The organism is Vibrio sp. V23_P3S9T160 (genome assembly GCF_963886625.1).
Classification (GTDB): Bacteria; Pseudomonadota; Gammaproteobacteria; order Enterobacterales; family Vibrionaceae; genus Vibrio; species Vibrio anguillarum.
In genome coordinates this window covers 38,506-59,540 of record NZ_CAWPDB010000022.1, presented here as the reverse complement: position 1 = coordinate 59,540, position 21,035 = coordinate 38,506, and the positions used below count along the sequence as shown (strand labels likewise).

The following is a 21,035-nucleotide window of genomic DNA, read 5'->3' as shown; positions in this document are numbered from 1 at the left end:
ATTCAAGCCTTACTGCGTCTCACATCATTTCGAACGTCTGTTTAAAACTAAAATCTGCCTTTTTGAGTTGTGTAATAAAATAACGTAATAACTTTCATATTTGACAAGGAAATCAAACATAGGTTTGAAACGGGATAAAACTTTGTTTTTAACCTTTCATTAACTTTGTCTCTTTTGCTGAATGATGAGTTGATGTAAGGTTTAATAAGGTTTTGTAAGACTTATGTCTAGCTTGGTTAGGCTTGAAATATTGGATTGACTGAGAGAAAGTGTCGGTAGAGATAAGTCAGTGGATAGCAAAAAATGAGCATTTGAATTTGTGGTTTTTAAATTACAAATGTAGTTGGAATGGTTTTAAGGAAGAACGTTATGTTTGCACAGACCCCAGAAACAGAGTTAGCACTCAGCAAAGAACACCACGAAGCCAAGCTTGAGGTTGTTGGTGCCGTTGGCCCACATCACCAAGCTATTTTCCCTTCAGAAGCCCAAATCTTCTTGTCCACTCTGTGTGCTAAATTTGCAAGCTGTGTTGATTCGCTGCTGGATGCACGAGAAGAGCGACAAACACGTATTGATAACGGAGAACTGCCGGATTTTCTCAAGGATACGCAAGATATTCGCGAAGGAAGCTGGAAAATTCTCGGTATCCCACACGATTTACAAGATCGTCGAGTGGAGATTACGGGGCCAACCGACCGAAAAATGGTGATCAATGCATTGAATGCTAACGTCAAAGTGTTCATGGCGGATTTTGAAGATTCGATGTCACCAGCATGGGATAAAGTGCTGGATGGGCAAGTCAATTTGCGTGATGCCATTGAAGGAACCATTAGCTATACCAATCCTGACAATGGTAAGTGCTACCAGCTTAAAGATAACCCAGCGGTGCTCATTTGTCGGGTACGCGGTCTGCACCTTAAAGAAAAGCATGTTAAATATGCAGGGCAAAGTATTCCGGGTTCGCTGTTTGATTTTGCACTCTACTTTTACAACAACTATAAATCATTGCTTAAAAAAGGCAGTGGCCCTTATTTTTATCTTCCAAAACTTCAGGCCTATCAAGAAGCAAAGTGGTGGAGTGACGTTTTCCATTTTACCGAAGAGTATTTTGGGTTAGAAACTGGCACCATTAAAGCCACCGTATTGATTGAAACCTTACCCGCCGTGTTCGAGATGGACGAAATATTGTTCTCGCTTAAAGAACACATTGTCGGCTTAAATTGTGGCCGCTGGGATTACATTTTCAGTTATATCAAGACATTGAAAAATTATCCGGATCGGGTGCTACCAGATCGCCAAGTTGTCACAATGGAAAAGCCGTTTCTTAACGCCTATTCACGCTTACTGATCTATACCTGTCATAAGCGTGGCGCATTTGCGATGGGCGGTATGGCCGCGTTCATTCCAGCTAAAGATCCCCAAGAAAATCAGTTGGTTCTCGATAAAATTCATCACGATAAATTGCTCGAAGCCAATAATGGTCATGACGGTACTTGGGTTGCCCATCCCGGTTTAGCGGATACGGCAAAAGCGGTCTTTGACCAAGTACTTGGCGAGCGTTGTAACCAATTAGATGTTACGCGTCTGTCTGATGCGCCGATTTATGCCAATGAGCTGCTGACTCCATGTGAAGGGGAACGTACCGAGCATGGCATGCGTCATAATATTCGAGTTGCACTTCAGTACATCGAAGCATGGATCTCCGGCAATGGCTGTGTCCCCATTTATGGTTTGATGGAAGATGCGGCGACCGCAGAGATTTCTCGAGCGTCAATATGGCAATGGATCAAGCATGGAAAAGCCTTGGATAACGGTCAGATTGTTACCAAAGCGCTTTTTGAGCAGTATCTTGCGCAAGAAATTGAAGTTGTGAAACAGGAAATCGGCACGCAGCGATTTGCACAAGGACGATTTAGCGAAGCGGCACAATTGATGGCTCGCTTAACTACCAGCGATGAGCTGACACATTTTCTCACCGTTCCGGGTTATGACTACATAGATTGATGAGATTTAAAACCAATATCTAATAACCAATAACCAATAACCAATTACTGACAACCAATAACGTGAAGCTGTTTTCAAAAGCAGAATAGGTCGTACTGCTGAGAAAAGGATGACAGTGCGCTTGCGCATCAAAATAAGAGGGATAGACCATGACATTAACTCGCCGCCAACAAATCGAAGCTCTAGAAAAAGATTGGGCAACCAACCCACGCTGGAAAAATGTAAAGCGTACTTATACTGCTGCTGAAGTGGTTGACCTGCGCGGTTCAATCACTCCAGCCAACACCTTGGCCCAACGTGGCGCTGATAAATTGTGGTCACTGGTTAACGGCAGTGCCAAAAAAGGTTATGTGAACTGTTTGGGTGCATTGACAGGTGGTCAAGCGGTACAACAAGCCAAAGCGGGAATTGAGGCGATTTATCTCTCCGGCTGGCAAGTAGCGGCAGACAACAACACCGCTTCCACCATGTACCCAGACCAATCGCTCTATCCAGTCGATTCTGTTCCATCGGTGGTCAAGCGCATCAACAACTCGTTTCGTCGTGCCGATCAAATTCAGTGGGCGGCCGGAAAATCACCGGAAGATGAAGGTGGTATTGATTACTTCTTACCGATTGTTGCTGATGCTGAAGCCGGTTTTGGTGGCGTGCTCAATGCTTACGAGTTGATGAAGTCGATGATTGAAGCAGGGGCGGCCGGTGTGCACTTTGAAGATCAGTTGGCGTCAGTAAAAAAATGCGGACACATGGGCGGCAAGGTTCTGGTTCCGACTCAAGAAGCGGTTCAAAAATTGATTGCGGCACGTTTGGCCGCTGACGTATCAGGGACAACCACTTTGGTCATTGCTCGTACTGATGCAAACGCGGCGGATCTACTGACCTCGGATTGCGACGCATACGATCGTGATTTTATCCAAGGTGAGCGTACTCAAGAAGGTTTCTATCGCGTGAATGCTGGGATTGAGCAAGCGATTTCACGCGGTCTCGCTTACGCGCCGTATGCTGATCTCGTGTGGTGTGAAACCGCTAAGCCTGATTTGGATGAAGCCCGCCAATTTGCCGAAGCAATTCTAGCGCAATACCCAGATCAACTGCTGGCTTATAACTGTTCTCCCTCTTTCAACTGGGAGAAAAACTTGGATGCAGACACCATTGCTCGTTTCCAGCAAGAGTTGTCGGACATGGGGTACAAATATCAATTCATCACCTTAGCGGGCATTCATAACATGTGGTACAACATGTTTGAGTTAGCACATGCTTACGCGCAAGGCGAAGGTATGCGTCATTACGTTGAGAAAGTTCAGCGTCCAGAGTTTGAAGCAGCATCAAGAGGTTATACCTTTGTTGCACACCAACAAGAGGTGGGAACGGGTTACTTTGACCGGATGACCAATACCATCCAAGGTGGCAGCTCTTCCGTGACCGCGTTAACGGGCTCTACTGAAGAAGACCAATTTTAATTAGCGATACTTCCCAATCATTATCTGTGTAACACCTTTGAGCGGCGTAAGCCGCTCTTTTTTATGTGAGGCACTTATATTAGGGAGTGAGCGTTATTCAATATCGACTTCGTCCGGTTCACTCTCTTCTTGTAGCTCAAGTAAGGTAACAGCTACCCCAATAAAGTCCGTGTCAGTAATAATGCCCACTAGTTGGCCTTTATCTACAACGGGTAAGCAGCCTACTTTATGTTTTTGCATGTAGATAGCACTCTCTTTTAACCCAGCTCGCGGGTCAACCGTCATAATTTCAGTATGCATCACCTCATATAACGGTGTTGTCAGTGTATATGATTGATCTTCAGGGATGTTTTTTAAGCTCGACTCTTGCGCGGCAAGAATATCTCGATGAGTAATGATACCGAGTAGTTTTTTGTGTGGATCGACGATAGGGATGTGGCGAATATCCAACGCTTCCATAGTGTGCTTAGCATCGGCTAACGTGTGTGTACGCAACAGGGTATGGGGGTTGCGAGTCATCATGTCTTCTATTTTGATCATAACGAGCTCCTTTTTATTATTGACCTGATTCAACTATAGTTTTTTCTGCGCAAAATATCTGAGAGCTCCCGCTATTTTTACTTTGATTGATGCGTAAAGATTGGGTGCCATTTTCATGTTTAATTACATTAAATTTAGATCTGGGTCTGACGAGCGAAGGTGTTTACGTATATACTACGGCGCTTAAAAAAATTACGTCATCCACTCAAAACGAACAAGATAAGAACTATGCAAGTTTCAGACTTTCACTTTGAACTTCCCGATGAGCTGATTGCTCGTTACCCAACGGCTGAACGTACGGCGAGTCGCTTACTGCAATTAGACGGTAACAGCGGTGAACTGGCGGATGGCTCATTTAAAGACGTTCTTGACCGAGTTCAGCCCGGCGATTTATTGGTTTTTAACAATACACGTGTCATCCCGGCTCGCATGTTTGGGCGCAAAGCTTCAGGCGGCAAACTGGAAGTATTGGTCGAACGAATGTTGGATGAACAGACGATTTTAGCTCATGTTCGTTCATCTAAGCCGCCAAAACCGGGCAGTGAGTTGTATTTAGGAGAGCATGACGAATATCATGCACACATGGTGGCTCGCCATGACGCGCTGTTCGAGATTCGTTTTACAGCGTCAAAGACGGTACTGGAGATCTTAAACGAGATTGGCCATATGCCGTTGCCGCCTTACATTGACCGCCCTGATGAAGATGCTGATAAAGAGCGTTATCAAACCGTATACAACCAAAAACCGGGAGCTGTCGCTGCACCGACCGCCGGTTTGCATTTCGATGAGGCTCTGCTTGAGCAAATCAAAGCGAAAGGTGTCGAATTTGCTTATGTAACCTTGCATGTTGGCGCTGGAACCTTCCAGCCAGTACGAGTCGACAATATTCACGATCACCATATGCATGCAGAATATGTTGAAGTGCCACAAGAGGTAGTCGATGCCGTCAACGCGACGAAAGCGCGTGGTGGTCGAGTGATCGCTGTTGGAACTACGTCGGTGCGCTCACTGGAAAGTGCCGCGCAAGATGCGCTTAAAAAGGGCACTGAGCTGGTTCCTTTTTTTGGCGATACTGAAATTTTTATCTTCCCTGGTTATGAGTACCAGTTGGTGGATTGCTTAATCACTAACTTCCACTTACCAGAGTCGACACTGATTATGCTCGTCAGCGCTTTTGCAGGTTATGAGCATACTATGGCCGCGTACGCGCATGCCGTGAAACATCAATATCGTTTCTTTAGTTATGGTGATGCGATGTTTATCACCAAGAACACCAATTAACGAGTGCTAGCATTACGCTAGGAGAAGAAGCTCCGCTTCGTTTTTCGCTAGGAATTGGCGACCGCTCTAGAGGGGTGCTTGCACCTAATCATGATACGTCAGACTGTTTCTCTGACATTGGAGGCTTCGTGAAGTTAACATACGAACTTAAAAAGAAAAACGGAAATGCTCGCCGTGGGCAATTAACCTTTGAACGTGGCACTGTGCAAACACCGGCATTCATGCCTGTAGGTACTTACGGCACAGTAAAGGGCATGACACCGGAAGAAGTAAAAGAGACGGGCGCAGAAATTTTGCTCGGTAATACTTTTCACCTGTGGCTGCGCCCTGGCCAAGAGGTGATGAAAATGCACGGCGACTTGCATGATTTTATGAATTGGCAAGGCCCGATCCTCACCGATTCAGGTGGTTTCCAAGTGTTTAGCTTGGGTGATATTCGCAAAATCACAGAAGAAGGGGTGCATTTTCGTAACCCAGTCAATGGTGACAAGATTTTCATGGACGCAGAAAAGTCGATGGAAATTCAAAAAGATCTGGGCTCTGACATTGTAATGATTTTCGATGAGTGTACGCCGTACCCTGCCACGCACGACGAAGCGAAAAAATCAATGGAGATGTCTTTACGTTGGGCGCAGCGTTCACGTGACCATTTCGACAAATTAGAGAACACCAACTCGCTATTTGGTATCGTGCAAGGCAGTGTTTACGAAGATTTGCGTGATGTTTCCGTGAAAGGTTTAACTGAGATCGGATTTGATGGCTACGCGGTTGGTGGCTTAGCGGTGGGTGAACCTAAAGAAGACATGCACCGTGTACTTGAGCACACTTGTCCTCAATTGCCAGAAGACAAACCACGCTACCTGATGGGTGTCGGTAAACCTGAAGACTTAGTGGAAGGGGTACGTCGCGGTATCGATATGTTTGACTGTGTGATGCCAACGCGAAATGCACGTAATGGCCATCTATTTGTGACGGGTGGTGTGATCAAGATCCGTAATGCAGTACATAAAACCGATACAACTGCGCTGGATCCGCATTGTGACTGTTACACTTGCAAAAATTATTCGAAGTCGTATTTACACCATCTGGATCGTTGTAACGAAATTCTGGGTGCGCGTTTAAATACTATTCATAACTTACGTTATTACCAACGCCTGATGGCAAGCATTCGTTTAGCGATTGAAGAAGATCGCTTCGACGCGTTTGTTGAGGAGTTTTATGCTCGTCGCAATCGTGAAGTTCCACCAATGGGCCAATAACGGTTTTGCTGCGTTTTGCTTAATTTGTGAAGTGATAAGCTTGAAATTAAGCCAACGCAGCCCAATTAGAATTACATTACACAACAATATTTTAGAGGACGTTTTCAATGAGTTTAATTTCTGTAGCACACGCAGCAGGTGAAGGTGCATCACAAGGTGGCGGTTATGAAATGCTGATCATGCTTGGTATGTTTGCGGTTATTTTCTACTTCATGATTTACCGCCCACAAGCCAAACGTGTTAAAGAGCATAAAAGTTTGATGGCCGCCATGACTAAAGGTGATGAAGTGTTAACCAGTGGCGGTTTAGTGGGTAAAATCACTAAAATCGCAGAAGACAGCGATTACATCTCTATCGAACTGAATGTGAACAATGAAATTGTGATCAAAAAAGATTTCATTACAGCGGTGCTACCAAAAGGTACGCTTAAGTCTTTATAACAGCTAAAGGATCCTTGCTGTGCTAAACCGTTATCCGTTATGGAAGTATTTGTTAGTGGTGTTCGCCATCACCCTCTCTGCTTTATATGCACTTCCAAATATTTACGGTGAAGATCCGGCAATTCAAATTACAGGGGCGCGTGGCGCCTCTGTTGATATGTCAACGCTGGATGCTGTCACCAAAGCTCTTGATAAAGAGAGCCTTTCTCATAAATCCATTGCTCTAGAGAATGGATCAATTCTTGTTCGATTTAACGATACCGATACTCAAATCAGTGCGCGTGATGTGGTGAGTGAAGCGTTAGGCAAAGATACAATTGTTGCACTTAACCTTGCTCCTTCAACGCCTTCTTGGTTGGAATCGATTGGCGCGGCACCGATGAAGCTTGGCCTTGATCTGCGTGGTGGTGTTCACTTCTTAATGGAAGTGGATATGGACGCTGCGATGGAAAAATTGATTGGCCAGCAAGAAGAAGCGTTTCGCAGCGAACTGCGTGATGACAAAATTCGCTATCGCGCCATTCGCTCAGTGGGCAACGACCGAGTGGAAGTCACTTTGCGTGACGATGAGCAATTAGAGCAAGCACAGCAAGCATTAACGTCGAAACATCCTGATATGACTTTTACTACGTCTAAGGCTGACGGTCGCTTTGCGCTGATTGCTCAATTTACTGAGCAGCGTTTGCAGGAAGTTCGAAATTACGCCGTTGAGCAGAACATCACGATTTTACGTAACCGTGTTAACGAATTAGGGGTCGCTGAACCCTTAGTGCAGCGCCAAGGTGCCAGCCGCATTGTGGTTGAATTACCGGGGGTTCAAGATACCGCTCGTGCTAAAGAAATTCTTGGCGCAACCGCGACTCTTGAGTTTCGTGAAGTTGATGACAAGGCTGATTTAGCCGCCGCGGCTTCTGGTCGTGCTCCTGCTGGGAGTGAAATCAAATCTGATCGTAATGGTCGCCCGGTTGTCTTGAAAAAACGCGTGATTCTAGGTGGTCAAAGTATCACGGATGCCAGCTCTAGCATGGATGAATATGGTCGCCCGCAAGTGAACATTTCGTTAGATAGCGAAGGCGGAAATAAGATGTCGGCGTTCTCTAAAAAGAACATTGGCAAGCTTATGGCAACGGTATTTGCAGAGTACAAAGACAGCGGCCGTCGGACACCTGATGGCAAAGTGATTCTGGATAAGCATGAAGAAGTGATCAACCAAGCAACGATTCAGTCGGCTCTTGGGCGTAACTTCCGTATCACGGGAATTGACTCTGCTGCAGAAGCTCAAAACCTTGCACTTTTACTGCGTGCAGGTGCGTTAATTGCGCCAATCTCTATTGTTGAAGAGCGTACCATTGGTCCATCAATGGGGCAGCAAAATATCGATATGGGCATTCAAGCCTGCATCTGGGGTATGGTTGCGGTGATGCTCTTTACGCTGCTTTACTACCGTGGTTTTGGCTTGATTGCCAATATTGCATTGATGGCGAACCTTGTGCTCATTATTGGTGTGATGTCGATGATCCCAGGGGCGACAATGACCTTGCCGGGTATTGCGGGCATCGTATTGACGGTCGGTATGGCCGTGGATGCTAACGTTCTGATCTTCGAGCGTATTCGTGAAGAGCTCCGTGATGGACGAAACCCACAACAAGCTATCCACCAAGGCTATGCTAACGCGTTCAGTACCATTGCTGATGCCAACATCACTACGTTGATCACGGCAATCATTCTATTTGCTGTGGGCACTGGAGCCATCAAAGGGTTTGCCGTCACACTTTCTATCGGTATTTTAACCTCAATGTTTACCGCTATTATCGGGACTCGCTGTATTGTGAACCTGCTATATGGTGGTAAACGCATTAAAAAATTGTCGATCTAAGGCTAGGAATTACTATGTTTCAGATTCTAAAAGCAGATAAAACGATCGACTTTATGCGTTGGTCTAAATTTGCGTTTTTATTCTCTCTTTTAATGATTGGTGCGTCTATTTTCACTTTATCAACCAAGTGGTTGAACTGGGGACTGGACTTCACCGGCGGTACTTTGATTGAAGTTGGGTTTGAACACCCAGCTAATCTTGAAGATATCCGCAGTGCTTTGGAAGCGAAAGGGTTTGGCGATGCGACGGTGCAGAATTTCGGTTCCGCGCGCGAAGTGATGGTCCGTCTTCGTCCACGAGCTGACATGGTTGGCGAGACGTTAGGCAACCAAATTCTTTCTGCTATTAAAGAGGGGACAGGAAAAAGTGTCGAGATGCGCCGCATTGAGTTCGTTGGCCCGAATGTGGGCGATGAATTAGCTGAAGCCGGAGGCTTAGCTATTTTGGCTTCGCTCATCTGTATTTTGCTTTATGTCTCCGTTCGTTTTGAATGGCGGCTCGCTGCGGGCGCGGTGATGTCACTGGCACACGATGTGATCATCACGCTTGGCATCTTCTCTATCATGCAAATTGAGGTTGATTTAACGATTGTTGCCGCTTTGCTGACCGTTGTCGGTTACTCGCTCAACGATACGATTGTGGTATTTGACCGCATCCGTGAAAACTTCCGTAAATTGCGTAAAGGTGATTCAGCCGAGATCATGAACAGCTCAATTACCCAAACCTTGAGCCGGACTTTGATTACATCGGGAACCACCTTGCTGGTGGTGATCGCACTCTTTGTGCAAGGTGGGGCGAACATACATGGTTTTGCCACCGCTTTACTGCTCGGTATCACCGTGGGTACTTATTCATCTATCTATGTTGCGTCAGCGTTGGCACTGAAATTAGGAATTACCCGTGAGCACCTACTTCCACCTCAAGTGGAAAAAGAGGGTGCGGAGTTCGACGAACTTCCTTAGCAGCCTGAAAGTTTCTTAAATATCCAAAGCCGCAGAATATTCTGCGGCTTTTTTCTACCCCATCCCACACCGCGGTCACTCTAAGTAGCAAAGTATAAAGCGAAACTAAAAAAGCCTCGTATATTGCTATACGAGGCTTGAATCAATTTTGACGGTGTTGGTGGTATTTAGTGCAACCTATTTAAGAATAGCGCTGTTACCGTTATCACGAATGTGTTTCAGAATCGCTTTAACACCACGTGCACTTGAACCTACAATGTTGCCCGATTTCATGTATTCAGTACCACCAGAGAAATCGGTAAGAATAACGCCTGCTTCACGAGCGATCAGCTCGCCAGCGGCTAAATTCCAAGGTCTTAAACCCAGTTCAAAGTAACCATCGACACGGTTTGAAGCTAGGTAACATAAATCAAGCGCAGGAGAACCAGTACGACGGAAATCAGCACATTCAACAAACAGTGCAGACATGATTTTCATGAAAGATTCGGCATGTTGCTTTTGTTTGTATGGGAAACCAGTAGCGAGAATAGTGCCTTGAAGATCTTTTAACTGTTTAACACGAAGGCGTGAGTTGTTTAATTGCGCACCAGCACCACGTTGAGCGGTAAACAGCTCATTGCGCATTGGGTCATAAACACAAGCAACTTCTGTTTTGCCTTTAATGCGAACCGCGATGGAAACGGCGAAGTGGGGTAAACCTTTGACGAAGTTTGTTGTGCCATCCAGTGGGTCGATGATCCATTGAACGTCCTTATCTTTACCGTCGATAAGCCCGTTTTCTTCAGCAACGATACTGTGTTCTGGGTAAGAACTTTTGATTGTATCGATGATCATAGTTTCTGCTTCTTTGTCTACGTTAGTAACAAAGTCATTAGTCCCTTTCTGAGTTGTTTCGATTTTCTCAGTATTTTCTAGTGATTTAGCAATATGGTTACCAGCTTTTCGCGCAGCGCGAATAGCAATGTTTAGCATTGGATGCATACAGTTTTCCCAACGGATGTTAAAGAACGAAAAAGCGGGCAGCAGTATAACAAAGTTTTATTAAAAAGGAAGTGGCTATTTTTTGCTCGGTTGTTCATGTGTAGCTAAAGGACCTGACCATTTTAGTCAGCTTTATGTTAGTATTCTGTCGTTTAAAATAGAGTGGCGTACAACGTAATGCTAGACAATGTAAAAATCATTTTAGTAGGGACATCTCATTCAGGAAATATTGGTTCTGCTGCCCGAGCGATGAAGGTCATGGGACTAAGTAAAATGATTTTGGTTTCGCCTCAATGCGAGGTAGACGCTCAAGCGATCGCTCTAGCGGCTGGAGCAAGCGACATTGCTTTAAATGCGGAGGTCGTGGATACGCTAGAGCAGGCTGTCGCAGATTGTGGCCTGGTGGTTGGGTCAAGTGCACGCTCACGAACTTTAGAATGGCCAATGCTTGAACCACGTGAATGTGGGGAAAAATTGGCACAAGAAGGGCAGCAATACCCGGTTGCTTTAGTGTTTGGCCGAGAAAAAACCGGGCTGACCAACGATGAACTGCAAAAATGCCATTTTCATGTGTGCATTCCGGCTAATCCTGAATACAGTTCGTTAAACCTTGCTATGGCCGTACAAACATTGAGTTATGAGGTGCGTGTTGCCTATCTAAATAATGAAAAAAAAGGTTATCCAGCCCAGCCAGAAGAAGCGTATCCTCTGCATCACGAATTGGAAATGTTCTATCAGCATCTTGAAAAAGTAATGATACAGACACAGTTTATTTCAAAAGAACAGCCGGGACAGATCATGAATAAACTCCGTCGGCTATTTTCTCGTTCGCGTCCAGAGTCTCAAGAAATCAATATATTACGTGGTGTGTTGACCTCAATTGAGAAGCATCGCAGCAATCAATAATTATCCAGATTAATAATAGGGTTAAATACCTGACTAAATTAGTCAAATAAATACTTGACCTATTTAGTCAGGTATGGAAAAATTCCAACCACATAATCAATGTGGATACGGTGATATGAGACTTACATCTAAAGGAAGATATGCGGTTACAGCCATGTTAGATGTGGCTCTGCATTCGCAACAAACCCCAGTGCCACTGGCGGATATTTCCGAACGGCAAGGCATTTCGCTCTCTTACCTTGAGCAGCTGTTTTCTAAACTGCGTAAAGCGGGGCTAGTTGCTAGTGTGCGTGGTCCAGGTGGTGGATACCGCTTAGGTGCAGATGCCTGCTCAATTTCGATTGGTACTGTGATTGCCGCTGTTGATGAATCAGTTGATGCAACAAAATGTAATGGAAGAGCCGACTGCCAAGGTGGTACTCGCTGCTTAACACATACGTTATGGCGAGATCTTAGCTCTCGCATTAGTGACTTTCTGAACAACATTACTCTTGGCGAGTTAATGATTGATAATGAAGTACTAGAAATTTCTGACCGCCAAGGCTTGGGCCTGACGGTGAACCACGGGTTAACCAATAAAAATACCAATACCGTGATTATCGGCTCGGTGCCCGTAGGTCTTAATGCCCGCTCATAGCGGCAATGTTTACATTGGAGTAGAAAATGAAACTGCCTATTTATTTTGACTATTCAGCTACCTGTCCAGTTGACCCTCGCGTGGCTGAAAAGATGGTTCAGTACATGACGATGGATGGTGTTTTTGGTAATCCAGCATCGCGATCGCACCGTTATGGCTGGCAGGCAGAAGAAGCCGTAGACACTGCGCGTGAGCAAATTGCTGAACTGCTTAATGCTGATCCTCGCGAAATCGTATTCACATCCGGTGCGACAGAGTCAGACAACCTCGCGATCAAAGGTGTGGCGCATTTCTATGCCAAGCAAGGTAAGCATATCATTACCTGTAAAACCGAGCATAAAGCGGTGCTTGATCCATGTCGTCAGCTTGAGCGTGAAGGTTATGAAGTGACCTATCTTGAGCCAGAATCGAATGGCTTGATTGATCTAAAAAAATTAGAAGCGGCAATGCGTGATGACACAATTTTGGTGTCGATCATGCACGTGAACAACGAAATTGGCGTAATTCAGGACATCATGGCGATCGGTGAGCTTTGCCGTGAACGCAAGATAATTTTCCACGTAGATGCAGCGCAATCTGCCGGTAAAATTCCCCTTGATGTGCAAGAAATGAAAGTGGATCTTATCTCCCTTTCTGCGCATAAAGCGTATGGACCTAAAGGGATTGGCGCATTATATGTTCGCCGTAAACCTCGTATCCGTCTTGAAGCACAAATGCACGGTGGCGGCCATGAACGTGGTTTCCGTTCAGGCACATTACCAACGCACCAAATCGTAGGTATGGGTGAAGCATTCCGCATTGCTAAGCAAGACATGCAAAAAGATTTTGACCACGCAAAAGCATTGCGTGATCGTCTACTCGCTGGTGTACAAGACATGGAAGCCGTGAGTGTGAATGGCGATTTAGATCAGCGTGTTCCGCACAACCTGAATATTAGTTTTGCCTTTGTTGAAGGCGAATCGCTGCTGATGTCTTTGAAAGACTTAGCAGTATCATCAGGTAGTGCTTGTACGTCGGCCAGCTTAGAGCCGTCATATGTACTGCGTGCGCTTGGTTTGAACGATGAAATGGCGCACAGCTCGATTCGTTTCTCATTTGGCCGTTTTACGACCGAAGAAGAAGTGGACTACGCCGTTGAACAAATCCGCGTAGCCGTAAGCAAATTACGTGACATGTCTCCTCTATGGGATATGTATCAAGAGGGTGTGGATTTAAACACCGTTGAATGGGCACATCACTAGTCCTTTAAAAGGTACTGGTTTATTCCCAAGGAAATAGAGGATTAGAGGTAACTATCATGGCATACAGCGAAAAAGTAATTGATCACTATGAAAACCCACGTAATGTTGGCTCTTTTGATAAAGAAGATCCAACCATTGGTAGTGGTATGGTTGGCGCTCCAGCTTGTGGCGACGTAATGAAGCTACAAATTAAAGTGACGCCAGAAGGCATCATTGAAGATGCAAAATTTAAAACCTACGGTTGTGGTAGCGCGATTGCTTCGAGCTCACTGGTTACTGAATGGGTGAAAGGCAAGAGCATTGACGAAGCGGCAGCGATTAAGAACTCTGAAATCGCGGAAGAGCTAGAGCTTCCACCAGTGAAAGTTCACTGTTCGATTTTGGCGGAAGATGCGATCAAAGCTGCCGTTGCCGATTATAAAAAGAAACACCAACAATAATATTAAGGGAGTGAATGATGGTTCACTCCCATAAGTTCAAACTAAGAATCTAAGGTTGTAGTATGGCCATTACCTTAACTGAAACAGCAGCGCATCGCGTTCGAGCATTCCTAGATAACCGAGGCAAAGGCGTAGGTTTACGTCTTGGAGTGAAAACAACAGGCTGCTCGGGTATGGCTTACGTGCTTGAATTCGTTGATGACGTTAACGAAGAAGACGAAGTGTTTGAAGATCATGGTGTCAAAGTGATTATCGATTCGAAAAGCCTCGTCTACCTTGATGGCACACAGCTTGACTATGTCAAAGAAGGGCTAAACGAAGGTTTTGAGTTCAACAACCCGAATGCAAAAAGCGAATGTGGTTGTGGTGAAAGCTTCAACGTGTAACGGATTGGCTTTCGGCGTGACTAGGCTCGCTTGAGCCTAGTGTCGAGCACTAGGAGCAATGTGTTAATGAACTATTTTGAATTATTTGGGCTACCAAGTCAGTTTGCACTGGATGGTAGCCTTCTTTCTTCTCAGTTTCGTGCGCTGCAAAAACGGTTTCATCCCGACAATTTTGCCACTGCGTCTGAGCGAGATCGCCTGCTTGCTGTGCAAAACGCCTCACAAATCAATGATGCTTATCAAACATTAAAATCGCCGATCAGTCGCGCAGAATACTTGTTGCTTGAACAAGGCATAGAGTTACGCGCAGAACACCAAACCATGCAAGATCCGCTGTTTTTAATGGAGCAAATGGAGCTGCGAGAAGAGCTTGAAGCCATCGCCTCACAGTCTGATGTTGAAAGTGCGTTATTCGATTTTGAAAACAGAGTTAGCAAGATGTATAAACAGCATCTTACCTTGGTTGAGCAACAACTTAATCAGGCTCAATGGAACCTTGCGGCTGATACGGTTCGCAAGCTTAAATTTATTGCCAAGCTCAAAAATGAAATAGAAAGAGTCGAAGAACAGTTACTCGGCTAGTTCGATAATAAGGACCAACCCATGGCATTACTTCAAATTGCAGAACCCGGTCAAAGCTCTGCGCCGCATCAGCATAAACTCGCAGCGGGTATCGACTTGGGGACAACCAACTCATTAGTCGCATCGGTTCGAAGCGGTAATGCGACGACGCTTGCTGATGAACAAGAACGCTCGATCCTCCCTTCGGTGGTCCACTATTCGGCTCAAGAGCGTTGCGTAGGCTTTGATGCCAGAGCACACGCGCAAGTTGATCCTGCCAATACCATCATTTCTGTGAAGCGTTTGATCGGCCGTTCACTGGCTGACATTCAGGCGCGTTATCCCACATTGCCTTATCGCTTCAAAGCCAGTGACAACGGTTTGCCTATTTTGCAAACGGCGCAAGGTGATAAGAACCCGATTCAAGTTTCCGCCGATATTCTTCAATCTCTTGCTCAGCGTGCCGAAGCGTCGTTAGGTGGTGAATTAGCGGGCGTGGTGATTACCGTACCTGCTTATTTTGATGATGCGCAACGCGTGGGCACCAAAGATGCCGCTCAACTTGCTGGCTTGCACGTACTGCGTTTACTCAATGAACCTACCGCTGCAGCGATTGCCTATGGCTTAGACTCAGCGCAAGAAGGTGTGATTGCGGTTTATGATTTAGGTGGCGGTACGTTTGATATCTCTATCTTACGCCTGTCGAAAGGCGTGTTTGAGGTACTCGCGACTGGTGGCGATTCTGCGCTCGGTGGTGATGATTTTGACCATTTGATTGCTGACCATTTTTTGAGCCAAATCGGCTTAGCTGAACCGCTCACTGCTGAGCAGCAACGAGCATTGCTTGATGCGGCCACCGAAGCGAAAATTGCCTTATCTGATACCGATAGTGTCGAGGTTTCTGTGCTGGGTTGGCAAGGGCGTTTAACTCGCGATGAGTTTAACCAACTCATCACGCCACTAGTAAAAAAAACCTTACTATCGTGTCGTCGAGCACTCAAAGATGCCGAGATTACTGCAGATGAAGTGTTTGAAGTGGTGATGGTCGGCGGTTCAACTCGTACGCCACTGGTTCGAGATTTAGTCGGTGAATTTTTTGGTCGCACACCACTAACTAGCATCAACCCTGATGAAGTTGTCGCGATTGGTGCAGCAATTCAAGCCGACATTTTGGTGGGTAATAAACCCGATTCAGAAATGCTACTGCTGGATGTCATTCCTCTGTCGCTGGGTATTGAAACCATGGGTGGCTTAGTGGAAAAAATCATCCCACGTAACACCACCATTCCTGTTGCGAAAGCTCAAGAATTCACCACCTTCAAAGATGGTCAAACAGCCATGAGCATCCATACGGTGCAGGGCGAACGTGAGATGGTAGACGATTGCCGCTCATTGGCTCGTTTTTCACTAAAAGGTATTCCACCAATGACGGCGGGTGCCGCGCATATCCGCGTAACTTATCAAGTTGATGCAGATGGCTTACTCTCTGTGACAGCGATGGAAAAAAGTACGGGAGTTCAGGCGGAAATTCAAGTTAAGCCCTCGTATGGACTGAGTGATAATGAAGTAGCAAATATGCTGCGAGATTCGATGACGTTTGCCAAACAAGATATGCAGACTCGCGCTCTGGCAGAGCAACGTGTAGAAGCCGATCGTGTAATCGAAGGTTTGATCTCTGCCTTACAGGCCGATGGTGATGAATTGTTATCTGAGTCAGAAAAGCAGATCCTTCTGAATGCAATAGAAGATTTAATTGTGCTGCGTAATGGTGATAGCGCCGATGCCATCGAGCAAGGAATTAAAGAGACAGACAAAGCCAGCCAAGATTTTGCTTCACGCCGTATGGATAAATCCATTCGCAGTGCACTTGCTGGTCAATCGGTAGATGATATTTAAAGAGAAAAATTATGCCTAAGATTATTGTGTTACCTCACCAAGAGCTTTGTCCTGAAGGTGCCGTTCTGGAAGCGCAAGCAGGAGAAACCGTACTGGATGTGGCGCTGAAAAATGGTATCGCTATTGAACATGCGTGTGAAAAATCCTGCGCATGCACGACTTGCCATATTATCGTTCGCGAAGGGTTTGACTCACTTGATGAGAGTGATGAGTTGGAAGATGACATGCTTGATAAAGCGTGGGGTCTTGAACCTGAATCTCGCCTTGGCTGCCAAGCTAGAGTCGCTAACGAAGATTTAGTGGTTGAAATTCCAAAGTACACACTCAATCTGGCTTCTGAAGATCATTAATCCTATTGAGTGTATTAACGCCCGTTCACTGTTTGTAAAAGGAAAGCAAAATGAAATGGACCGATTCTCGTGACATTGCGATCGAGCTTTGTGAGCAATACCCAGACGTAGATCCTAAAAATGTACGTTTTACGGATCTACACCAGTGGGTGATGGAACTGGAAGAGTTTGATGATGAGCCAAACCGTTCCAACGAAAAAATTCTCGAAGCGATTATTCTATGTTGGATGGAAGAGATCGACTAAGACTATTGCTAACATGATGGTTATTCAGTAAAACATCACAGAGTTAACAATTTTAACTAAAAAGAGCGGACCGAATGGTCCGTTTTTTTATCAAGTTGACATTTTGACCCTACAAAATGCTAACATCCCTTGGTTATTTAATCGTAATGGCACAGGTGAGGCCATATTCAGGCAAGGAGAAACCATGTCTACAAAGATGTCCGTATTTATCAGCCAACAAGCTGCCCAGCCTCAGTGGGGAGAAAAGGCGATTGTTTCGTTTTCAGAAAATGGTGCCACAATTCATGCTATTGAGAGTGAGCATGAACTCAGCGCGGTTCAGCGCGCGGCACGTAAGCTTGATGGGCAAGCTATCAGAGCTATCAGCCTACAAGGTGACGGTTGGCACTTAGAAAATATTTGGGCTTTCTACCAAGGTTATCGTGAAGCGAAAAAACTCAACACACTAGAATGGCAACCACTGAGTGAGTCAGATCAAGCCGAGTTAGAATATCGTATTAAAGCGACGGAATGGACGCGCGATATCATCAATAAAAGCGCCGAAGAAGTCGCTCCGCGTCAGTTAGCGACCATGGCGGCTGAGTTCATCAAATCGCTAGCCCCTGAGCATGTCAGCTACCGTATTGTCAAAGATAAAGATCTACTCACCGAAGGTTGGGAAGGTATTTATGCGGTTGGTCGCGGCTCCGAGCGTACGTCAGCCATGCTGCAACTCGATTACAATCCGACAGGAAAAGAAAGTGCTCCTGTTTTTGCTTGCTTAATTGGCAAAGGCATTACTTTTGATTCTGGTGGTTACAGTTTAAAAACGTCCAACTTTATGTCGGCGATGAAAGCAGATATGGGGGGCGCTGCAACGATCACCGGTGGCCTTGGTTTGGCTATCATGCGTGGTTTTAATAAACGTGTGAAACTCATTTTGTGTTGTGCAGAAAATATGGTTTCCGGACGCGCCTTGAAACTGGGTGATATCATCACTTATAAAAACGGCACAACAGTTGAAATAATGAACACCGATGCAGAAGGCCGCCTAGTGTTGGCCGATGGCTTGATTTATGCCAACGAGCAAAAACCACAGCTTATTATTGATTGCGCGACATTAACGGGTGCCGCCAAAAATGCACTCGGCAATGATTACCATGCACTGCTGAGCTTTGATGAGAGCTTATCACAGCAGGCATTGGTGGCAGCTCACCAAGAGAAAGAAGGCTTATGGCCTCTGCCTTTGGCTGAGTTTCATCGCTCTATGTTACCTTCAAGCTTTGCGGATCTCTCTAACATCAGCTCAGGTGATTATTCACCGGGAGCAAGTACCGCAGCGGCCTTCCTCTCTTACTTTGTTGAAGATTACAAAAAAGGGTGGCTGCACTTTGATTGCGCTGGTACTTACCGCAAATCAGCAAGCGATAAATGGGCCGCAGGTGCAACGGCAATGGGGGTGCGTACATTAGCACGCATTTTGACCGACCAAGCTCAATAATGAAAAACCGCTCAACTCTCTGTTTTGGGCGGTTCACTATAACTAAAAAAACAAAAGAAAAAGGATAACCTTATGGCTCTAGAAAGAACATTTTCTATCATTAAACCCGATGCGGTAGAACGTAACTTGATTGGTGAAATCTATCACCGTATCGAAAAATCAGGTTTGCGTATTATCGCTGCGAAAATGGTACATTTGAACGAAGAGCAAGCGAGCGGCTTTTATGCTGAGCATGAAGGCAAAGCGTTTTTTCCAGCACTAAAAGAATTTATGACCTCAGGGCCGATCATGGCTCAAGTGCTTGAAGGTGAAGATGCTATTGCTCGTTACCGCGAATTAATGGGTAAAACTAACCCAGAAGAAGCGGCATGTGGAACCATTCGTGCTGATTACGCATTAAGCATGCGCCATAACTCAGTTCATGGCAGTGATAGTCCTGAATCGGCGGCACGTGAAATCGCTTTTTTCTTCCCAGAATCAGAGATTTTCTCTCGTTAATCTTGGCGTTTTTTATCCCAAATTATTTCGATTAAGGCCTCACGTTGTGAGGCTTTTTTATACTCGTATGATTGGGAGCTGCAGAGTAAAAACAATCCGCCAAGCATTGAATGACTTAGTAATTGAAGGGTTGTACAACCCTTGTTGTTACTGCATAAAGGCTGTACAATTCGCGCCCTTATTTATTGTTTCCGTCGTTGAGAGGCCACATGACTATTGAAAAAGTCAATCTGCTTGATTTTGATCGCCAAGGTCTGCGTAAATTTTTTGCTGAAGAGCTCAGTGAAAAAGCGTTCCGCGCTGATCAGGTCATGAAGTGGATCTACCATTTTGGTTGTGATGACTTCGAACAAATGACCAATATCAACAAGAAACTGCGTGAGCAACTGCAACAACGCTGTGAAATTCGCGCGCCGATCGTTTCACAAGCACAACACTCGTCTGATGGTACGATTAAATGGGCGATGCGTGTTGGCGATCAAGATGTTGAAACGGTTTACATCCCAGAGGAAGACCGAGCGACTTTGTGCGTCTCTTCCCAAGTTGGCTGTGCTCTGGAATGCAAATTCTGTTCAACGGCTCAGCAAGGTTTTAACCGTAACCTCAAAGTGTCTGAAATTATCGGGCAAGTTTGGCGCGCAGCGAGAGAAATTGGCCTTGAGAAAGAGACGGGTCGTCGTCCGATTACTAACGTAGTAATGATGGGGATGGGTGAGCCTTTGCTCAACATGAAAAACTTGATCCCAGCGTTAGAGATCATGCTGGATGATTTAGGTTTTGGCTTGTCAAAACGTCGTGTCACCGTGTCGACTTCGGGCGTGGTTTCTGGTCTTGATCAAATGACAGGGCAAATCGATGTTGCATTAGCGATTTCATTGCATGCACCCAATGACAAATTACGCAGCGAAATTATGCCGATCAATGATCGCTGGGATATTCAAGATTTCTTAGCCTCAGTGCGTCGTTATATCGCCACTTCAAATGCAAACCGTGGCAAGGTTACGGTGGAATATGTGCTGCTGGATCACGTCAATGACGATATGGACCACGCGCACGAATTGGCTAAGTTGATGAAAGGCACGCCGTGCAAAATTAACCTGATCCCATTTAACCCTTATCCCGGTTCACCTTATAAAAAACCGAGTAATTCACGTATTGACCGTTTTCAAAAAACACTGATGCAGTATGAACACACAGTGACGGTGCGTAAAACTCGTGGTGATGATATTGATGCCGCTTGTGGGCAGCTAGTGGGTGATGTGATTGATAGAACCAAACGGACCAAAATGAAACAAATGGGTGGCGATGTCATTCCTGTCAAATCGGTCTAAATCGGATGATAAAGCAAAGCCAGAGATTCCTCTGGCTTTGTGCATTTTTACCATTTGAAATAATTTTCCGCGATTTTGACGTCAATTTTATGAAAAATATTGACCTAGCTGTAATTTCTTTCCTAAAGCCATGTTGTTTAACGTCAAATATCCATTAGAATTGCTAACTGACGTAATGTTAAATTTGAACTGTCGCCTGCATCAATGAATGCAAATTTTTCACCGTGTTGGAATGCACCATTTTATTACTACGAACTAATA

The 21,035-nt window shown here is 45.4% G+C and carries 21 protein-coding genes; 19 read left to right on the top strand and 2 right to left on the bottom strand.

Features of this window, described 5'->3' with window-relative positions; translation table 11 throughout:
- Positions 1–369 precede the first annotated feature (369 nt).
- Positions 370–2,004 (top strand): malate synthase A, encoded by a 1,635-nt coding sequence (gene aceB / locus AACU59_RS01550; protein ID WP_094145059.1) that lies wholly within the window; start codon positions 370–372, stop codon positions 2,002–2,004.
- Positions 2,005–2,153: 149 nt separating this feature from the next.
- Entirely contained in the window at positions 2,154–3,464 is a 1,311-nt protein-coding gene (aceA, locus tag AACU59_RS01545) for an isocitrate lyase (RefSeq protein WP_013857509.1), read from the top strand.
- 93 nt (positions 3,465–3,557) lie between these two features.
- On the opposite strand, the gene AACU59_RS01540 is transcribed toward aceA, so the two are convergent.
- Positions 3,558–4,004 carry a CBS domain-containing protein gene (locus AACU59_RS01540; RefSeq protein ID WP_038171482.1) on the bottom strand — a complete coding sequence of 149 codons (447 nt, stop codon included), beginning with the start codon at positions 4,002–4,004 and terminating at the stop codon, positions 3,558–3,560.
- A 228-nt stretch (positions 4,005–4,232) separates the two neighbouring features.
- Between AACU59_RS01540 and queA the strand changes: the two genes are divergently transcribed.
- The 5 genes from queA (at position 4,233) to secF (ending at position 9,822) form a co-directional block, all read left to right on the top strand.
- Positions 4,233–5,285 (top strand): tRNA preQ1(34) S-adenosylmethionine ribosyltransferase-isomerase QueA, encoded by a 1,053-nt coding sequence (gene queA / locus AACU59_RS01535; protein WP_026027701.1) that lies wholly within the window; start codon positions 4,233–4,235, stop codon positions 5,283–5,285.
- Positions 5,286–5,413: 128 nt separating this feature from the next.
- The gene (gene tgt, locus AACU59_RS01530; RefSeq protein WP_026027700.1) at positions 5,414–6,544 is read left to right on the top strand and encodes a tRNA guanosine(34) transglycosylase Tgt; all 1,131 of its coding nucleotides are present in this window, start codon (positions 5,414–5,416) and stop codon (positions 6,542–6,544) included.
- 107 nt (positions 6,545–6,651) lie between these two features.
- On the top strand, positions 6,652–6,984 hold the full coding sequence (gene yajC / locus AACU59_RS01525; protein WP_013857505.1) for a preprotein translocase subunit YajC: 333 nt from the start codon (positions 6,652–6,654) through the stop codon (positions 6,982–6,984).
- A 19-nt stretch (positions 6,985–7,003) separates the two neighbouring features.
- Positions 7,004–8,860 (top strand): protein translocase subunit SecD, encoded by a 1,857-nt coding sequence (gene secD, locus AACU59_RS01520; RefSeq protein ID WP_017044259.1) that lies wholly within the window; start codon positions 7,004–7,006, stop codon positions 8,858–8,860.
- A 14-nt stretch (positions 8,861–8,874) separates the two neighbouring features.
- Positions 8,875–9,822: a protein translocase subunit SecF gene (secF, locus tag AACU59_RS01515; RefSeq protein WP_013857503.1), complete on the top strand. Its 948-nt coding sequence runs from the start codon at positions 8,875–8,877 to the stop codon at positions 9,820–9,822.
- Positions 9,823–9,999: 177 nt separating this feature from the next.
- On the opposite strand, the gene suhB is transcribed toward secF, so the two are convergent.
- Positions 10,000–10,803, bottom strand: a complete 804-nt coding sequence (gene suhB / locus AACU59_RS01510) for an inositol-1-monophosphatase (protein ID WP_013857502.1) — start codon at positions 10,801–10,803, stop codon at positions 10,000–10,002.
- Between the two features lie 177 nt (positions 10,804–10,980).
- On the opposite strand from suhB, the gene trmJ reads away from it, so the two are divergent.
- The 12 genes from trmJ (at position 10,981) to AACU59_RS01450 (ending at position 20,774) form a co-directional block, all read left to right on the top strand.
- On the top strand, positions 10,981–11,709 hold the full coding sequence (gene trmJ / locus AACU59_RS01505; RefSeq protein WP_094145058.1) for a tRNA (cytosine(32)/uridine(32)-2'-O)-methyltransferase TrmJ: 729 nt from the start codon (positions 10,981–10,983) through the stop codon (positions 11,707–11,709).
- Between the two features lie 115 nt (positions 11,710–11,824).
- Positions 11,825–12,346 (top strand): Fe-S cluster assembly transcriptional regulator IscR, encoded by a 522-nt coding sequence (gene iscR, locus AACU59_RS01500; protein ID WP_026027698.1) that lies wholly within the window; start codon positions 11,825–11,827, stop codon positions 12,344–12,346.
- Positions 12,347–12,372: 26 nt separating this feature from the next.
- Positions 12,373–13,587, top strand: coding sequence for an IscS subfamily cysteine desulfurase (locus tag AACU59_RS01495; RefSeq protein WP_013857499.1), 1,215 nt, complete (start codon positions 12,373–12,375; stop codon positions 13,585–13,587).
- 56 nt (positions 13,588–13,643) lie between these two features.
- Positions 13,644–14,027, top strand: coding sequence for a Fe-S cluster assembly scaffold IscU (iscU, locus tag AACU59_RS01490; protein ID WP_010320409.1), 384 nt, complete (start codon positions 13,644–13,646; stop codon positions 14,025–14,027).
- Between the two features lie 62 nt (positions 14,028–14,089).
- On the top strand, positions 14,090–14,413 hold the full coding sequence (gene iscA, locus AACU59_RS01485) for an iron-sulfur cluster assembly protein IscA (RefSeq protein ID WP_010320408.1): 324 nt from the start codon (positions 14,090–14,092) through the stop codon (positions 14,411–14,413).
- Between the two features lie 66 nt (positions 14,414–14,479).
- Positions 14,480–14,995 (top strand): co-chaperone HscB, encoded by a 516-nt coding sequence (gene hscB / locus AACU59_RS01480; protein ID WP_026028094.1) that lies wholly within the window; start codon positions 14,480–14,482, stop codon positions 14,993–14,995.
- Positions 14,996–15,016: 21 nt separating this feature from the next.
- The gene (gene hscA, locus AACU59_RS01475) at positions 15,017–16,870 is read left to right on the top strand and encodes a Fe-S protein assembly chaperone HscA (protein ID WP_094145057.1); all 1,854 of its coding nucleotides are present in this window, start codon (positions 15,017–15,019) and stop codon (positions 16,868–16,870) included.
- An 11-nt stretch (positions 16,871–16,881) separates the two neighbouring features.
- Entirely contained in the window at positions 16,882–17,220 is a 339-nt protein-coding gene (gene fdx, locus AACU59_RS01470) for an ISC system 2Fe-2S type ferredoxin (protein WP_010320405.1), read from the top strand.
- A 50-nt stretch (positions 17,221–17,270) separates the two neighbouring features.
- On the top strand, positions 17,271–17,465 hold the full coding sequence (gene iscX, locus AACU59_RS01465; protein WP_010320404.1) for a Fe-S cluster assembly protein IscX: 195 nt from the start codon (positions 17,271–17,273) through the stop codon (positions 17,463–17,465).
- 184 nt (positions 17,466–17,649) lie between these two features.
- Positions 17,650–18,945 (top strand): aminopeptidase PepB, encoded by a 1,296-nt coding sequence (gene pepB / locus AACU59_RS01460; RefSeq protein ID WP_026028095.1) that lies wholly within the window; start codon positions 17,650–17,652, stop codon positions 18,943–18,945.
- Between the two features lie 72 nt (positions 18,946–19,017).
- A complete protein-coding gene (gene ndk, locus AACU59_RS01455) occupies positions 19,018–19,443 on the top strand; it encodes a nucleoside-diphosphate kinase (protein WP_013857494.1) in 426 nt (141 codons plus the stop codon).
- A gap of 209 nt (positions 19,444–19,652) precedes the next feature.
- Positions 19,653–20,774 (top strand): bifunctional tRNA (adenosine(37)-C2)-methyltransferase TrmG/ribosomal RNA large subunit methyltransferase RlmN, encoded by a 1,122-nt coding sequence (locus AACU59_RS01450; protein ID WP_026028096.1) that lies wholly within the window; start codon positions 19,653–19,655, stop codon positions 20,772–20,774.
- Positions 20,775–21,035: the final 261 nt, after the last annotated feature.

Bases quoted from the DNA above. Each gene is read 5' to 3' on its own strand.
- aceB (WP_094145059.1), top strand. From the start codon at position 370: ATGTTTGCACAGACCCCAGAAACAGAGTTAGCACTCAGCAAAGAACAC.
- aceA (WP_013857509.1), top strand. From the start codon at position 2,154: ATGACATTAACTCGCCGCCAACAAATCGAAGCTCTAGAAAAAGATTGG.
- AACU59_RS01540 (WP_038171482.1), bottom strand. From the start codon at position 4,004: ATGATCAAAATAGAAGACATGATGACTCGCAACCCCCATACCCTGTTG.
- queA (WP_026027701.1), top strand. From the start codon at position 4,233: ATGCAAGTTTCAGACTTTCACTTTGAACTTCCCGATGAGCTGATTGCT.
- yajC (WP_013857505.1), top strand. From the start codon at position 6,652: ATGAGTTTAATTTCTGTAGCACACGCAGCAGGTGAAGGTGCATCACAA.
- secF (WP_013857503.1), top strand. From the start codon at position 8,875: ATGTTTCAGATTCTAAAAGCAGATAAAACGATCGACTTTATGCGTTGG.
- suhB (WP_013857502.1), bottom strand. From the start codon at position 10,803: ATGCATCCAATGCTAAACATTGCTATTCGCGCTGCGCGAAAAGCTGGT.
- trmJ (WP_094145058.1), top strand. From the start codon at position 10,981: ATGCTAGACAATGTAAAAATCATTTTAGTAGGGACATCTCATTCAGGA.
- iscR (WP_026027698.1), top strand. From the start codon at position 11,825: ATGAGACTTACATCTAAAGGAAGATATGCGGTTACAGCCATGTTAGAT.
- AACU59_RS01495 (WP_013857499.1), top strand. From the start codon at position 12,373: ATGAAACTGCCTATTTATTTTGACTATTCAGCTACCTGTCCAGTTGAC.
- iscU (WP_010320409.1), top strand. From the start codon at position 13,644: ATGGCATACAGCGAAAAAGTAATTGATCACTATGAAAACCCACGTAAT.
- iscA (WP_010320408.1), top strand. From the start codon at position 14,090: ATGGCCATTACCTTAACTGAAACAGCAGCGCATCGCGTTCGAGCATTC.
- hscB (WP_026028094.1), top strand. From the start codon at position 14,480: ATGAACTATTTTGAATTATTTGGGCTACCAAGTCAGTTTGCACTGGAT.
- hscA (WP_094145057.1), top strand. From the start codon at position 15,017: ATGGCATTACTTCAAATTGCAGAACCCGGTCAAAGCTCTGCGCCGCAT.
- fdx (WP_010320405.1), top strand. From the start codon at position 16,882: ATGCCTAAGATTATTGTGTTACCTCACCAAGAGCTTTGTCCTGAAGGT.
- iscX (WP_010320404.1), top strand. From the start codon at position 17,271: ATGAAATGGACCGATTCTCGTGACATTGCGATCGAGCTTTGTGAGCAA.
- pepB (WP_026028095.1), top strand. From the start codon at position 17,650: ATGTCTACAAAGATGTCCGTATTTATCAGCCAACAAGCTGCCCAGCCT.
- ndk (WP_013857494.1), top strand. From the start codon at position 19,018: ATGGCTCTAGAAAGAACATTTTCTATCATTAAACCCGATGCGGTAGAA.
- AACU59_RS01450 (WP_026028096.1), top strand. From the start codon at position 19,653: ATGACTATTGAAAAAGTCAATCTGCTTGATTTTGATCGCCAAGGTCTG.